Genomic DNA, 15,047 nt, shown 5'->3' with positions numbered 1-15,047 from the left:
GGCTAGCGGGGGCGGGGGGCGGCCCGCGACCGGCGCCGGGCCACGGCCCCGGTCGCCACGAAGCCGATGGCGACCAAGACGGGGACGATGTCGGTGAGCGCCGCGACGACCATCCGGCTAAAGTCGCCGGTGACGGCGTTCCACCCCAGCGGGATGGCGACGCAGGCGTACAGCACGGCGCCGGCGGGCGTGGGGAGGTACGGCCGGAACTGCTCGTGGACAAAGCGGAGCAGCGCGCCCATGACGAACGCGCCGAACACGATGCCGATGTAGCCGAAGTTGAGGTACAGCTCGCCCACCAGGCCGGGGGGCACCCCGGACCCGCTGGTGCCGAAGATCCGCGGGCCGATAATGGGCCCGGACCCGAGGGTCGGCTTCTCGGGCCACATCGACCGGGGGATCGGCGTCGTGACCCAGGTGAAGTAGGTCTGTCCGTACTGGTAGCGGAGCTTGTCGGGCACCCCCGCGATCACGTGCGACGTCCGCGTGAGGTCGAGAAAGTGCCGCCCGCCGACGGTCAGTTCGATGGCGAGGTCGAGCCCGATGGCCTCGGTCACGTCGAGGTCGGCCGTCGTGGTGCGCTTGGGGCGGAGCGCCGTCACGATCAGCAGGATCGCCAGCACCGCCAGCGAGAACGACAGCACGACGCCCTTGGGCAGCCGCCCCCGGACGCACCGCCAGACGATGAACGACTGGAGCAGGATCGTGACGATGCCCGTCCGGCTGCTGTTGAAGAACGGGAAGACGATGGCCGTGAACGCCAGCGCGGCGAGGGCCATCGCGATCGGCGTCGGGATGCGGCGGAACCGGTGCAGCGCCCAGGCCAGCGACACGAGCAGCGCGGGCTGGGTCAGCGAGGCCACCCAGCGGTAGTACCCCAGCGAGGTCGAGTAGCCCTCGCCCTCGAAAGACCGCTTGCCCGAGATGTTGTCCAGGATGTTGACGATGCCCAGCTTTTCGATGTAGAGCGCCATCGCGACCAGCGACAGGCTGAACGCCGCCACGGCGACCACCGCCAGCCGACGCCCGTTCCAGGCGCGCGGCCGCAGGATGGCGACCCGGCCCATCAAGGACCTGGGGTTGAACGCCACATAGCCCACCGCCAGCATCGTCATCGCGATGGCGACGATGAGGGCCGGCGTGAGCAGGAACAGCGGGTCGGGTCGATCGAGCAACAGGTACGGCCACGCCTCGCGCGGCCCGAACAGCACGTATGCCGGCTTGAGCGTGGTCCCGACCCCGACCGCCAGCATCACCAGCGACAGCGGCTCCGTCAGGTCGTAGTCCTTCTTGAGCACCACCACGCCCAGCAGCACTGCGAGCGCCGCCGCCGTGACGACGTTCAGCAGCCCGTACTCGAACCCCCACGTCGCCCAGGCCACGGCCGCGTAGACCAGCGCGAGCGCGACGCCCGCGAACCCGAACAGCAGCACGAGCCCCCGCGTCGTCCGGTTCGACCGGGCCAACTCGGCGGCGCCGGCGGCAGGGTACAGGGCGAGCGGATTAGCCAAGGCGGCGGCGAAGGCGGCGAGGGATGGCGAGGGCGGCGGCCCGGTCGGCCGGGGTCAGCAGCGCGCCCCCCGGCCAGGCCCAGAGGACGGCCGGGAAGGCGGCGACGAGCGCCAGACGGCCCAGGGTGTGGATCAGGGAAAGATCGGGCAAGAGCATTGCCCCCGCACCGAGGGCCAGCGCCAGCCCGGACGCGAGGCCGAGCCGGGCACCCTCAATCCGCACCGGGTACACGCCCCTCGCGAAGACGTAGCTGCTCACGGCGATGCCGACGTACGAGGCGATGGTGGCAACGGCGGCCCCCGTGATGCCGTACCGCGGGATGAGGAGCACGTTGAGGCCCACGTTCACGACGAGCCCGAACCCCGTCGACGCCGACACGAGACCGGTCCGCTTCTTTAAGAAGAGCGGCAGGATGAACGCCTGGTTCAGCCCGTGGAAGACGTGCGCCGCGGCGATCATCCGCAGGATCGGCACCGAATCCGCGTACGCGGAGGTCGCCGCGACGGCGATCAGCTCGGGCGCGAGCGCAAACGTGGCCAGGCTCAGCGCGAGCAGCACGAGCGTCATCCGCGTCAGCGTTTGCGCGAACTCGTCCGCGCCGGCGTCGCCCTCGGAGGCGCGGAAAAAGCGGGCCAGCCAGGCGTTCGTGACGGACAGGCTGAAGATGGTGATCAGCGAGCCGATCTGGTACCCGACGCCGTACACGCCGACCGCCTCCAGGCTGACGTACCGGACCAGGATCAGCCGGTCGGCGAACGTGATCCCCCACGTGAACAGCAGGTGCGGCACGACGGCGACCGAGAACGCCAGCGACGCGCCGACCCGGCTGAACGAGGGGCGCCACCCGGCCCACCGGCCGAGCAGCACGCCCGCGAGCACGGTCCACGCGACGTAGGCCGCGAGCTGGCCCCACAGGACGCCCTCGACGCCCCGGCCCAGCACGCCGACGCCCACGACGATGCAGGCGGTCACCAGGATGAACTGGGCCGTGGTGTAGGCCGTGTGCGCGAGCGGCTGCTGCCGGGCCACGAACCGCGTCGTGGGGACGGCGGCGTTCCCCTGGAGCCCCGCGATGGCGACCGCCAGCACCAGGAAGCCGGCGGGGATGGCCTCGGCGACAGCCCCGGTCCAGACCGGCGCGGCGGCCCACGCGAGGCCGGCGCCCGCCGCCCCGAAGCCGAGCACGACCGCCCAGATCCCGAACGTGAACCGGTCCCCGTCGCGGTCGCCGCCGACCTCGGGGTAAAACCGCTTGACGGCTTGGTTGAGGCCGAGCGGGAACAGCCGCGCCAGCGCCAGGATCAGCGCGTCGAGAAACACGACCGTCCCGACCTCGGCCTTCGTCAGGTAGCGGACGTAAAAAGGGACGAGGAGGAACTTCGCGAGCTTGGACACGAAGGCGCCGGCGAGGTACAGCGCCGACATCTTGCCGACCCGCTTGTAGCGCTCGGCGTCCGGATCGCCCGCGGCGGTCGGCGGGGTGGCGGCGGGGTCCTCAGCCATCGGTGCGGCGCCAGGCGCCGAGGGGTTCGCCCGTCCACGCTTCTGCGGCGGCGATGTCCTCGAGGAATCGGGGCACCAGCCGGGCCCGCAGGGCCGGGTCGAGCGGGGTCCGGACCCCAGGGGTCGCGGCTCGGCGCACGACCGCGCGGCGCACACGGCCCGCGAGCCGGACGAGTCCCGCAGGGAGGCGGCCGTCGGCGAGGGCCCGCAGGCGTTCGAGGCGGCGCATCAGGGCGGGCGCCGGCGCGGCCTGCTGGCGGTTGTATCGGCGCCCGAGCGTGTCGGGGACGAACGCGGCGTCGACGCCAAGGAAGCGGTAGACGCGGGCGACGGTCTCGGCGGGGCGCGCGGCGAGGGCGTCGTGCGTGAGCACCAACATCCGCTCCTCGCCGACGGCGGCGCGCCAGCGGTCGAGGGCCTCGCGGTAGTGGCTCGCGGCCTCGAAGTACCGCGCGCGGGGGTGGCCGGCCTCGACCATCTCGGCGAACGTCCCGAACGCCCAGCCCGCCCGGCGCTCCTGCCAGTAGTGCGAGTGCATCCGCTCGACGGGGTCGCGGAGCACGGCGACGACGCGGGCGCCGGGGAGGTGCTCGGCGACGAGCGAGGGCGCGTCGGGCGCCGCGAGGTAGACGGTCGAGGCTTCTCCCCTCGCGGGTGCCGACCCGGTCCACAGCGCCTGGTACCACGCGAGCCCCTTGTCGAACGTCCCCGCTCGCGGCATGCGGTCGTCGAGGTCGCCGCGCACCAACCCGCCCGGCTCGCGCGTCCAGAACCGGGGCTCCTTGACCGTCGCCATCTCGACCTCGGGGTGCGCCACGAGGTGGTGCCAGAGCGCCGTCGTGCCGGCCTTGGGCGCGCCGACGACGAGAAACGTGGGAAGCGCCATCGGGCTAAGCGGTGTGCGGAGGCCTGTGCAAGCCTACGCCCTCGCCCGTTCTGGCCGGGCGCCGCGGCCGGACGGCACAGATCCCGGCCTTCGCGGAGGGGCCAGCGATCATCCCTCGGCCGCCGCGAGCGACTGGAGGTACTGCCCGTAGGCATTCGCGGCGAGCACGTCGCCGAGCTCCGCCAGCTGCTGGCGGTCGATGAAGCCCATCCGGTAGGCGACCTCCTCGGGGCAGGCCACCATCAGCCCCTGCCGCGCCTGCACGGAGTGGACGAACGCGGAGGCGTCGAGGAGCGACTCGTGCGTCCCGGCGTCGAGCCACGCGATCCCCCGGCCCATCACCTCGACCTCGAGCGTGCCCGCGTCGAGGTAGTGGCGGTTCACGTCGGTGATCTCGAGCTCGCCCAGGGCGGACGGCATAAGCCCGTCGGCGACGGCGACGACGTCGGGGCCATAGGCGTAGATGCCGGCGACCGCGAGGTTCGACCTGGGGACGGCGGGCTTCTCTTCGAGCGACACCGGGCGGCCGTCGGCGTCCAGCTCCACAACGCCGTACCGCTCCGGATCGGCGACGGGGTACGCGAACACGCGCGCGCCCGTCGTGGTCTCGGCCGCGCGGCGGAGGTGGCCCGAGAGCCCGCCGCCGTAGAACACGTTGTCACCGAGGATCATCATCACCGGCTGATCGCCGACAAAGTCGCGCCCGATTCGGAAGGCATCGGCGAGCCCCCGCGGCGCGTCCTGAACGGCGTACTCGAACGTCATCCCCCACCGCTTGCCATCGCCCAGCAGCCGTTCGAAAACGGGCAGCGCCTCGGGCGTCGAGATGACGAGCACCTCGCGGATGCCTGCCAGCATCAGCGTCGTCAGCGGGTAATAGATGAGGGGCTTGTCGTAGACGGGCAGCAGCTGCTTGCTGACCGCGAGGGTCGCGGGGTGGAGTCGCGTGCCGTGCCCGCCGGCCAGGACGATGCCTTTCATGCGGTGTGCCAGTCGGGGTGAGCGAGCGTCCAGTCGACGGTGGCGGCGAGCCCGGTCGCTAGCGACTGCTGGGGTCGCCAGCCGAGCCGCTCGATCTTGGCCGTGTCGACGGCGTAGCGGCGGTCGTGGCCGGGGCGGTCGGTGACGAACGTGATGAGGTCGGCGTGGGGCGCGCCTGCGGGGCGGCGCTCGTCGACGAGCGCGCACAAGGTCCGGACGAGGGTCAGGTTGTCCACCTCAGCGTTCCCGCCGACGTTGTAGGTCTCCCCAGTCGCCCCGCGCTCGACGACGGCCCAGATGGCGTCGGCGTGGTCGCCGACGTAGAGCCAATCTCGGACGTTGCCGCCGTCGCCGTAGACGGGGATCGGCTCGCCGGCGAGCGCGCGCGCGAGGACGACGGGGATCAGCTTTTCGGGGTACTGCCGGGGGCCGTAGTTGTTGGAGCAGTTCGTGATCGTGACGGGCAGGCCGAACGTCCGGGCCGCGGCGCGGACGAGGTGGTCCGAGCCCGCCTTCGACGCCGAATACGGCGACGAGGGCGCGTACGGGGTGGTCTCCGTAAACGCGGGGTCGTCCGGCCCGAGGTCGCCGTAGACCTCGTCGGTCGAGACGTGGTGGAACCGGACGTCGCGGGCGGCGCCCCACACCTCGCGCGCGGCGTCGAGCATCGACTGGGTCCCGAGCACGTTCGTCGATACGAACTCGGCCGGCACGTCGATCGAGCGGTCGACGTGCGACTCGGCGGCGAGATGGACGACGAGGGCGACGTCGTGCTCGCGCATCAGCCGGCGCACGAGCGCGCCGTCGCGGATGTCGCCCTCGACGAAGGTGTGCCGGTCGCCGAGGGCCCGGAGGTTGGCGCGCGAGCCGGCGTACGTCAGCGCGTCGAGCGTCACGACGCGCGAGCGCGGATACCGCGCGAGGGCCCCGCGCACGACGGCCGAGCCGATAAAGCCCGCGCCGCCGGTGACCAGGATGCCGCGTCCGTCGGGGGCCACCTAGTCGACGTTGATGAGACGCAGGAACTGCACAACCGCGATCGCGCCCGAGGTCACCAGGCCGACGACGGTGAACGTGTCGCGCGAGGTCCACCCGGAGTCGACGCGCGTCTCGACCTCAATGACGTCGCCGTCCTGCACGAGCGGGGTCGCCTGGGACATGAAGGCCTCCAGTGTCGTCTCGAAGGCCGCCTGCCCCTCCCCTGCGCCCTCGCGGTAGATGCGGACCGTCGCCTCGCGCGTCTCGGCCGCGCGGAGCCGCGTCGCCGCCGGGCCGCCGGCCATCGCCAGCGCCTCCCGGGCGGTCGTCCCCGGCGGCACGGCGAAGACGCCGGGCACGGTCACGTCGCCCCAGACGGCGACCTCGGCGGCGCCCTCGGCGTCGACCTCGACGATGTCGCCGTACTGGAGCGCGGGCTTGGCCGCGTCGCGGACGAAGGCGGCCAGCGTGGCCTCGTAGACCGGCCCGGCCTGCCCGGCCCGGTACACGCGGAGCACCAGCGACGGGTCGCCCGGCCTCTGGGCCCGCTCGTTCGTCACGCCCGCGAGCGTCAGCACCGACGCCAGCCCGAAGCCGGGGCCCACGTCGTAAATGCCCGGCCGGAGCACGCGGCCCCAGACGTGGACGCGGGTGACGGGCTCGCCCTCGCGGGCGTTGACGTAGTACCCGCCCGGCGTGGCCGTCCGCCCCTCGATCACGCCGAGCACGCCCCCGTCGCTGGTCTGGGCGTCCGCCGGGGACAGGGTGGCCGCCGCGAGGGCGGCGAGGACGAGGAGTGCGCGCATGGGGGGCGTGGTGGGAGGGCTAGGCGTCCTCGCGGGTCTCGTAGCCGTAGCCGTAGGCGTTGCCGTAGCGGTACGCGTACTTGTAGCGGTAGCCGTAGGCGTTGCGGACGTCGAACGCGTTGAGCACGTAGCCGCTGACCTGCGTCCCCACATCCGCGAGCGCCGTCGTGGCCGACTCCAGCTCGTAGTCCTTCGTCTCCCCGGCCCGCACGATGAGCAGCGTCGCGTCGCACTGGGTCGAGAGCAGGACGGCGTCGGTCGCCGCGAGCACGGGCGGGGCGTCGAAGATGACGATGTCGAACACCTCGCGCATGTCGGCGATCAGGTCGCGCATCCGCTTGGACCCGATCAGCTCCGACGGGTTGGGCGAGAGCTGCCCGGCCGGGAGCACGTAGAGGTCGTCGGCGAGCTGCTCGATCTGCGCCGGGTCGATCCGGTCCTCGGAGAACATCTGCTGGACCAGCCCGGGCTCGCGGGGCAGCCCCAGCTTTTTGTGGACGGTCGGCCGCCGGAGGTCGGCGTCGACCAAGAGCACGCGGCGGCCCGCTTGCGCGAAGACCACGGCCAGGTTCGACGAGGTCACCGACTTGCCCTCGCCCGGGTTCGACGACGTCACCAGGATGGTCTGGACCACGACGTCGGGCCGGCTAAACTGGATGTTGGTCCGGAGCGCCCGGTAGGACTCGCTGGCGGTCGACAGCGGGTTGAGCAGCGAGACGACATGCGTGTCGACCTGGCGGCCGTTGACGAGTGCGGTCTCGGCCCCGCCGAACTCCTCGGCGACCAGCTCCGTCGTGCTCGGGACCGTCCCGATGACCGACCGGCCCAGCTTCGCCAGGTCGTCGGGCGTGTTGATGCGGTGGTCGAGGCGGACTTTGCCGATGGCGAGCATCATGCCCAGGATGAGCCCGCAGACCAGGGCCACCAGCACGTTCCGGCCGCGGAGTGGGGTATAGGGCGCGCTCGCGGGGAAGGCCGGCCGGATCACGCGGGCGTAGCCGAGCTGCGACTGCTCGGCGACGCGGGCCTGCTGGAGGTTCGTCTCCAGCGAGCCGTAGACGCCCTCGGCCGCCCGGCGCTCGCGCTCGAGCTGCGCCAGCTCGATCGACTGGGCGGGGACGGCGGCCAGCTCGCCCTCGTACTGGCGCAGCCGGCGGTTGATCTGGGCCACCTCGGCCTCGAGGCCGCGCACCTGGACGCGGGCCGCCGAGATCTGGTCGCGCAGGCCGGCCGCGCGGACGAACCCGGAGCGCTGGTCGTCGGGGCTCGTCCCGGACGCGAGGGCCTGCTCGGCGAGCGCGTCGGCGATCCGGATCTGGGCGGCCTCGGCCTCCTGGAGCTGGCGCCGGAGCGAGGCCACCTCGGCGTACTCGGCGGGCGGGTTGGGGTTGGTCCGCAGCGACGGGGTCCGGGCGTAGTACGTCTCGAGCTGGGCGCGGAGCGCGGCGCTCCGCTGGCGGGCCGCCGTCAGCTCGGCGTCGAGCGTCGACGACAGCCGCTCGCCGACCTGGCCCTCGGTGCGCCGGAGCTCGGTCTGGAGCGCCGCCAGCTCGGCGCGCTTGGTCTGGAGGTTGACCGTCGCCTGGTCGCGCCGGGCGTCGAGCGTGGCGATCTGGTCGACGAGGCGCGAGGTCTCCTCCTCGAGCGCGACGGCGCCCTCCTGGAGCATGTACCGCGAGACGGCGGCGTCGGCCTCGCTCAGGCGCTCGCTCTGCGACTGGACCTGCCCCTCCAGGAACTCCCGCGAGTTGGCGGCGCCCGCGCGGCTCTGGTCCTGGGTGAGCTGGGCGAAGGCCTCGGCGAACGCGTTGGAGATGAACGCGGCCTCGTCCCTGTCGGTGCTGGTCACGATCACCCGGATGGCGTCGGCCCCGCCCGGCTCGGGCGCGGCGTCGACGTACCGGCGCTGGAGCGTGAACGCCACCTCCTGCGGGGTCACCTCGCCGTCGGCGGTGGCGCCGGTGAGGACGGTGAACGGCCGGCCGGTGCCGGGGACGGTGCCCGTCTCGATGATCCGCGCCGCGACCGTCTCCGCCAGCGGCATCGACTGGTCGAGCACCAGCATCTCGTTGCTCAAGTTCTTGTCCTTCTGGAACAGGCGGCTCGCCGACATCTCGGTCGCGACGGTCGAGAGGTCGGTGTCGGTCTTGTCGATGAGCAGGATCGAGTAGGACCGGAACCGCGACGGCGTCGTCCACGACACGGCGGCGACCGGGATCAACAGGGCCAGCACCGTCGCGAGGATGAGCCACTTCCCCCGCAAGAGGATGTCCAGAATTGCGCGCACGTCGACGCCCTCGCTGCCCCGGTCGTAGAACGGTTCGAGGCCGGTGAGAGGGAGCGAGGACGGTGTCTCGGCCTGAACGGGGAGCATCGAGGACATGACAACGGCGGCGAGGGGCCGAAAGATAGTCCGTCCGACCTGAGTGGCCCTCTCCGGCGCCGGGGCCGGCACCGCCGGGGGCTAGATTCCCGCCCCCCCCCGTCGACCCGTGCTGATCGCCGTCCTCTCCGACATCCACGCCAACCTGGAAGCGCTCCGCGCAGCCCTCGCCATCGCCGAGGCGCGGGGCGCCGACCACCTCGTCAGCCTGGGCGATGTCGTCGGCTACGGCCCGTCGGCCGGTGAATGCCTAGACGTCGTCCGCTCCGAGTTCACGCTCAGCGTCCTGGGCAACCACGACGAGGCCGTCGTCACCGGCGACTGGTCGGTGCTCCCAAAGGACGGCCAGGCCGCCGCCAAGCTCCACCGCGAGCAGCTCTCGGACGACCAGCGCGGCTGGCTCGCCGGGCTCCCGCTGACGGCCGAGCGGTTCGAGGCCACCTTCGCGCACGCCGCGCCGGACGAGCCCGGCGCGTGGCCCCGGCTCGAGACGTTCCGCGACACGCAGCGCCAGTTCGGCGCCTTCGACACGCCGATCTGCTTTATCGGGCACAGCCACAAACCGGCCGTCGTGTCGTCGTCGCTCGGCGTCTTCCGGATCCGCAAGGGCCACCGCTACCTCGTCAACGTCGGGAGCGTGGGCCAGCCCCGCGACCACGACCCCCGCCTGTCGTTTGGGCTCTACGACCCGGACGCCTTCACGGTCGAGACGGTCCGGGCGCACTACGACATGGCGCAGACTTCCTCCAAGATCGCCGAGGCCGGCCTGCCCGCCTCGCTGGCGGACCGCCTCCGCGCGGGGGCCTGAGCCGGACCCGGCCGAGGCCCTCACCCGGTCAGCCCGCCTGCACGAGGGCGAGGTCTGCCGTGACCATCTCGGCCGCCAGCTCGCCGACGCTCACGGCCGGCGTCCAGCCCAGCTCGCGCTGGGCTTTCGAGGCGTCCCCGAGGAGCTGCTCGACCTCGGTCGGCCGGTAGTAGCGCGGGTCGACGCGCACGATGACGGCGCCCGTTTCGGCGTTGCGCCCGACCTCGGCCTCGCCCTCGCCCTCCCAGGCGACGTCGATGCCGGCGGCGGCGAACGAGAGCTCGCAAAAGTGCCGGACGGTCGTCATCTCGCCGGTCGCCAGCACCCAGTCGTCGGCCGTGTCGTGCTGCAAGATGCGCCACATCCCCTCTACGTAGTCCCGGGCGTGGCCCCAGTCGCGCTGCGCGTCCATGTTGCCGAGGTAGACGGTCTCCTGCAGGCCGAGGGAGATCTTGGCCGCCGCGCGCGTGATCTTCCTCGTGACGAACGTCTCGCCGCGGCGCGGGCTCTCGTGGTTGAACAGGATGCCGTTCGTCGCGAACAGCCCGTAGGCCTCGCGGTAGTTCACGGTGATCCAGTACGCGTACAGCTTGGCGACGGCGTACGGCGAGCGCGGGTAGAACGGCGTCGTCTCGGACTGCGGCACCTCCTGCACCTTGCCGTAGAGCTCGCTCGTCGAGGCCTGGTAGAACCGCGTCTCCGACAGCCCGAGGATCCGGAGCGCCTCCAGCAGGCGGAGGGTACCGACGGCGTCGGCGTTCGCGGTGTACTCGGGCGTGTCGAAGGAGACCGCGACGTGGCTCTGCGCGGCCAGGTTGTAGATCTCGTCCGGCTGAATCTCCTGCACGATCCGGATCAGGTTCGTCGAGTCGGTCAGGTCGCCGTAGTGGAGCCGGAAGCGGAGGTCGGCCTCGTGCGGGTCCTGGTAGAGGTGGTCGACGCGCTGGGTGTTGAACGACGAGGCGCGTCGCTTGAGGCCGTGGACCTCGTAGCCCTTCGCGAGCAGGAGTTCGGCGAGGTACGACCCGTCCTGGCCGGTGACGCCGGTGATGAGGGCCTTACGGCGGGGCTGAGACATGGAGGGAGGCGGAGTCGGGGGGACGGCGCGGTCGAGGCCACGCCTGCGTGGGTTCGGTCTGGGGATCGACGGGGCGGCCGACCGGCCTAAGCCCTCTCGAGCGGGAGGCCGGGTCCTCCCCTCTTCTTCGTGCGGTCAGGTCGCGGGGGCCGTCGCGACGTGCTCGCGGAACCAGTCGTAGGTGCTCGCGAGGCCGTCGTGCAACGAGGTGTCGGCCCGCCAGCCGAGGGCTGTCAGGCGCGACACATCGAGCAGCTTGCGCGGGGTGCCGTCGGGCTTGTCGGTGTCCCACCGGATCGGGCTGTCGGCCCCGACGACGTCGCGGACGCGCTCGGCGAGATCGCGGATGGCGAGGTCCTCTCCCACCCCAACGTTGAGGAGCCCGTCCGGCGCGGCGGCGCGCATCGTGGGTTCGTCGAGCGCCAGCACGAAGGCGACGGCGTCGGCGAGGTCGTCGGCGTGTAAGAACTCGCGCTTGGGCGAGCCGGTGCCCCACAGCGTGACCGGGGCGTCGGGCCCGGCGTCGCGCCGCGCTTCGTGGAAGCGGCGGATGAGCGCGGGCAGGACGTGGCTGGTGGCCAGGTCGAAGTTGTCGCCCGGGCCGTAGAGGTTGGTCGGCATCAGGCTCACCACGTCGTCCCCGTGCTGGCGGTGGAGCGCCTCGGCCAACTCGATGCCCGCGATCTTGGCGATGGCGTAGGCTCGGTTCGTCGGCTCGAGCGGGCCCGTCAGCAAGTCGACCTCGCGCATGGGCTGGGGCGCCTCCCGTGGGTAGATGCACGTCGAGCCCAAAAATACGACCCGGCCCCGCTGCCCGACGCCGGTCTCATGCGCCGCCATCAACACGGCCTGCTGGATGGCCAGGTTTTGGCCCACAAAGTCGGCCGGGAAGTCGCGGTTGGCCAAGATCCCGCCGACCTTGGCCGCCGCGAGCACGACGTGCGTGGGCCGCTCGGCCTCGAAAAACGCCTGCACAGCCGCGCCGTCCCGGAGGTCGAGCTCGGCCCGCGTCCGTGTCATCAGCTCCACGCCGTCGGCGGCGAGGCGGCGGACGACGGCGGACCCGACGAGCCCACGATGGCCCGCGACGAACACGCGGGAGTCGGACTGGAGGGCGGGCATCGGGGGCGGGGGGAGCGTGCGGCAAGGTATCGCCGCCTCCCCCCGTCGGATTGAGCCCTTCATGGAGAGCGCGCCGTCCAGCCGCTGCCACGCCCCGACAGACGACGCCCCCGCCGAACCGTGCTCGGCGGGGGCGCGGGAGCCCGGCGGAGCCGGTTCTAGGGGAGATCGGAGTGGGCCGCGGCCCGCATGATGCGGCCCTTGTCACGGCCCGAGATCAGTCCGGCGTCCTTCCAAGTGTTCGTGAGCGCGGACACGCACGACACGAACCCGCCGTGGTTGGCGGCGTCGGCGGCGCACGCGCCGATCTCGTCGTTGAACGTGGCCCCGGTCGGCAACAGCTGGTTGCCCACGCCCGAGTCTTCGCCGTCGACGATCACCGTCGGGCCGAGGTCGGAGAACGGGAAGGCGTCGTCGTCGTCCGACACGCCGTCGTTGTCGTCGTCGTCGTCGCAGGCGTCGCCCGCACCGTCGCCGTCGAAGTCGGCCTGGTCGGGGTTCGCGGTCAGCACGCAGTTGTCGAGCCCGTCATCGACGCCGTCGTTGTCGTCGTCGGGGTCGCACGCGTCGCCAATGCCGTCACCGTCGTTGTCGGCCTGGTTGGCGTTCGGGGTCGACGGGCAGTTGTCGGCGTCGTCCGGCACGCCGTCGCCGTCGCCATCGACGATGCCGTTGCCCACCCACACGATCGACTGAAGCAGCAACCGATACGCGTTGTCTCCGCGGTGCGCGTGGTAGTCGTTGTCCGGCCCGGTGAGGACCATCCGGCCGCCCCCGTCGAACTCACCGTAGAGCCCGAGTGTGGTGTTCCCCTGGCTTAGAAATGGTGAGAACGCGGCGTCCCAGGCCGTCACCCGGAGGTGGAAGTTGTCGAACGTCCCGTTCACGCCGTCCGTGAGGCCAGGAACCGCCTGGACAGTCAGGGTGCCGCTGCCGCCGGTTTGGGTTCCAATAACGCCAGGGGCCAGATCGGACACGTTGCGGTTGTCCTCCCAGAGCACGCCCCCACCCAGTTCGAGGAACGGCAAGATCCGTGTGGTCCAGTCCGCGTTCAGCGAGGGCGAACTGTCCCAGGTAAAGAGCAGGATGTCGTAGTCCGCTCGGAGGTCTGCGACGGACTGGGCGTTGAACTGGAGCTCCGTTAACCGGGTGATTTCCCCGTCGAGGTCACCGGAGGAAAACACGACGTTGGCCGTGCGATTCCCACGGTTCCCCCCGATCGCCGCGACGCGGTAGTAGTCGGGCGTCGTGGTCCGGGCCGCCGTCCCCTCGCTGCGGCTGGTGGCGAACCCGTCCGGGTTGCCGAGGACTTCGGCGACCTGCTCGACGTCGGCCGTCGGCGGAGACATGGCGGGGTCCGAGGCGTCGCAGCCCGCGACGAGGAGGGCCGCAAAGACCACGGCGCTCGCGAGCACGGAGGGGAGAGAAAAGGGTCGAGTCATGACGGTCAGAGGGTTGGGGTCGTCGCGCAGTCGTGAGCCGCAGGAGGACGGCGCGTCGTCGAGCCTGCCAGCGTTACGGTACTGGCGACGCGCTCGCCCAGCGGACGAGGTCTCCCTTCGCGTATGGCCACACATGGCACGGCTCATGTGTAGACGGCTCAGGTCCGTGCATCCTGCCACCTTGTGGACCGACGTGGTCAGGGCCCGTTTGCCCGCTTCGCGCTGCGTAGTTGACCGTTTCGGGTCGGCAGGAGGAACGGGGCGTCGTGTCTTCCGCCACTACAGCACCACAGTGCCTCATGTCCTAACCTATAGGCGCCAAGCTCAGCCTACCGTAGGGTGGAAGGTCCAGTTATGACTGGGTCGCAGTGGGCACCGACCGGTGGGTAGAGGCTCGGGCATCGGGGCACAACAATGCACGCGTCCCCTGAAGGACGTGATCTGGGAGGGCCGCTCGATATCTTCCGGCCATGGCCCCTCCCCCGCTTTGAGCGCCACCATCCACGACGTCGCCCGCCGCGCGGGCGTCTCGATCTCGACCGTCTCGCGCGTGCTGAACGACTCGGCACGGGTCCACCCCGACAAGCGCGCGCTCGTGCTGGAGGCGGCCGGAGCGCTGGGCTACTCCCCGAACCCCGCCGCGCTCAGCCTGCTCAACAAGCGGACCGGCGGGATCGGCGTGCTCCTGCCGTTTGTAAGTGGGGAGTTTTTCTCCGAACTCCTTAGCGGACTCGACGAGGCCGCCCAGGAGCACGGACTCATCCTAGTCATCTCCACCTCCCACCGGTCCTCTGCCGAATTCCACAAGGCCATCCAAGTCCTGGACAAGCGGGTCGACGGCCTGGTGATCATGGCCCCGGAGATCAGCGCGAGCGACGCCGACTCCATTCTGCAGATCGACACCCCCGTGGTGTTTGTCAACACCTACCTCGACCGCCCGGACGCGGACGTCCTGAACTTCGACAACCGCGCGGGGGCGCTGGCCTTGACGCGCCACCTGGTAGACTTGGGGCATCGACACATCGCGCTCGTTAAGGGGCCACCGGATGCCCGAGACGCACAAGAACGGGCCGACGGGGTTCGCGCCGGGCTCGCGGAGGCGGGACTGCCCGGAGCGGTCGAAGTCCCTGGCGGCTACACTCGGGAGGCCGGCTTTGAAGCCGCTGCGGCAATCGCCGACCGGTCCCCTCGACCGACCGCCATTGTGGCTGCCAACGACTACTGCGCCCTCGGCCTCATCAGCGCCCTTCATACGCGGGGCATCTCGGTCCCCGGGGAGATCGCCGTCACCGGATTCGATGGACTGACGAGCGGGCAGTATGGGGTCCCCCCCCTCACGACCGTCCGCGTGCCGATCGGCGAGATGGGACGCCAGGCGGTCGGCCAGCTCGCCGCCCGGCTCCGCGGGGACGCCACCCCGCCCACGCAGCAGATGGCTCCCGTCAAACTCATCGTCCGGGAGTCGACGGCCGCACGTGCGCTGACTGACACCGACGTGAGCCGCTAACCCAAGGAACGCCCTGAAGGCAGGGGCGGCCGGAACCGGCG

The 15,047-nt window shown here is 71.5% G+C and carries 12 protein-coding genes; 2 read left to right on the top strand and 10 right to left on the bottom strand.

Annotation, left to right across the window (positions count from 1 at the left end):
* Positions 1–2: 2 nt before the first annotated feature.
* From ACLIRP_RS06120 to ACLIRP_RS06090, 7 genes are all read right to left on the bottom strand, one after another.
* On the bottom strand, positions 3–1,511 hold the full coding sequence (locus tag ACLIRP_RS06120) for an O-antigen polymerase (protein WP_412063077.1): 1,509 nt from the start codon (positions 1,509–1,511) through the stop codon (positions 3–5).
* Entirely contained in the window at positions 1,504–3,015 is a 1,512-nt protein-coding gene (locus ACLIRP_RS06115) for a lipopolysaccharide biosynthesis protein (protein WP_412063076.1), read from the bottom strand. The genes ACLIRP_RS06120 and ACLIRP_RS06115 overlap by 8 nt, the downstream gene beginning before the upstream one ends.
* Entirely contained in the window at positions 3,008–3,901 is an 894-nt protein-coding gene (locus tag ACLIRP_RS06110) for a sulfotransferase family protein (protein WP_412063075.1), read from the bottom strand. Before ACLIRP_RS06110 ends, ACLIRP_RS06115 begins: the two co-directional genes overlap by 8 nt.
* Positions 3,902–4,009: 108 nt before the next feature.
* Entirely contained in the window at positions 4,010–4,882 is an 873-nt protein-coding gene (gene rfbA, locus ACLIRP_RS06105) for a glucose-1-phosphate thymidylyltransferase RfbA (protein ID WP_412063074.1), read from the bottom strand.
* Positions 4,879–5,880 (bottom strand): dTDP-glucose 4,6-dehydratase, encoded by a 1,002-nt coding sequence (rfbB, locus tag ACLIRP_RS06100; RefSeq protein WP_412063073.1) that lies wholly within the window; start codon positions 5,878–5,880, stop codon positions 4,879–4,881. The genes rfbA and rfbB overlap by 4 nt, the downstream gene beginning before the upstream one ends.
* A complete protein-coding gene (locus tag ACLIRP_RS06095; RefSeq protein ID WP_412063072.1) occupies positions 5,881–6,666 on the bottom strand; it encodes an SLBB domain-containing protein in 786 nt (261 codons plus the stop codon).
* A 19-nt stretch (positions 6,667–6,685) separates the two neighbouring features.
* Positions 6,686–9,049: a GumC family protein gene (locus tag ACLIRP_RS06090; RefSeq protein WP_412063071.1), complete on the bottom strand. Its 2,364-nt coding sequence runs from the start codon at positions 9,047–9,049 to the stop codon at positions 6,686–6,688.
* A gap of 109 nt (positions 9,050–9,158) precedes the next feature.
* Here ACLIRP_RS06090 and ACLIRP_RS06085 point away from each other — a divergent pair, with 109 nt between their 5' ends.
* The gene (locus ACLIRP_RS06085; protein ID WP_412063070.1) at positions 9,159–9,857 is read left to right on the top strand and encodes a metallophosphoesterase family protein; all 699 of its coding nucleotides are present in this window, start codon (positions 9,159–9,161) and stop codon (positions 9,855–9,857) included.
* 28 nt (positions 9,858–9,885) lie between these two features.
* On the opposite strand, the gene gmd is transcribed toward ACLIRP_RS06085, so the two are convergent.
* The 3 genes from gmd to ACLIRP_RS06070 all read right to left on the bottom strand — a co-directional run bounded on the left by gmd (position 9,886) and on the right by ACLIRP_RS06070 (position 13,499).
* The gene (gmd, locus tag ACLIRP_RS06080) at positions 9,886–10,935 is read right to left on the bottom strand and encodes a GDP-mannose 4,6-dehydratase (RefSeq protein ID WP_412063069.1); all 1,050 of its coding nucleotides are present in this window, start codon (positions 10,933–10,935) and stop codon (positions 9,886–9,888) included.
* A gap of 135 nt (positions 10,936–11,070) precedes the next feature.
* Complete coding sequence (locus ACLIRP_RS06075; RefSeq protein WP_412063068.1) at positions 11,071–12,057, bottom strand: GDP-L-fucose synthase family protein; 987 nt, start codon at positions 12,055–12,057, stop codon at positions 11,071–11,073.
* Positions 12,058–12,215: 158 nt separating this feature from the next.
* A complete protein-coding gene (locus tag ACLIRP_RS06070) occupies positions 12,216–13,499 on the bottom strand; it encodes a thrombospondin type 3 repeat-containing protein (protein ID WP_412063067.1) in 1,284 nt (427 codons plus the stop codon).
* Between the two features lie 487 nt (positions 13,500–13,986).
* On the opposite strand from ACLIRP_RS06070, the gene ACLIRP_RS06065 reads away from it, so the two are divergent.
* Entirely contained in the window at positions 13,987–15,006 is a 1,020-nt protein-coding gene (locus ACLIRP_RS06065) for a LacI family DNA-binding transcriptional regulator (protein ID WP_412063066.1), read from the top strand.
* Positions 15,007–15,047: the final 41 nt, after the last annotated feature.

This window comes from Rubrivirga halophila (genome assembly GCF_046845755.1).
In the GTDB taxonomy this organism is placed as follows: domain Bacteria; phylum Bacteroidota; class Rhodothermia; order Rhodothermales; family Rubricoccaceae; genus Rubrivirga.
Note: the sequence above shows the minus strand (reverse complement) of the source record. Positions and strands in the feature narration are given on the sequence as shown.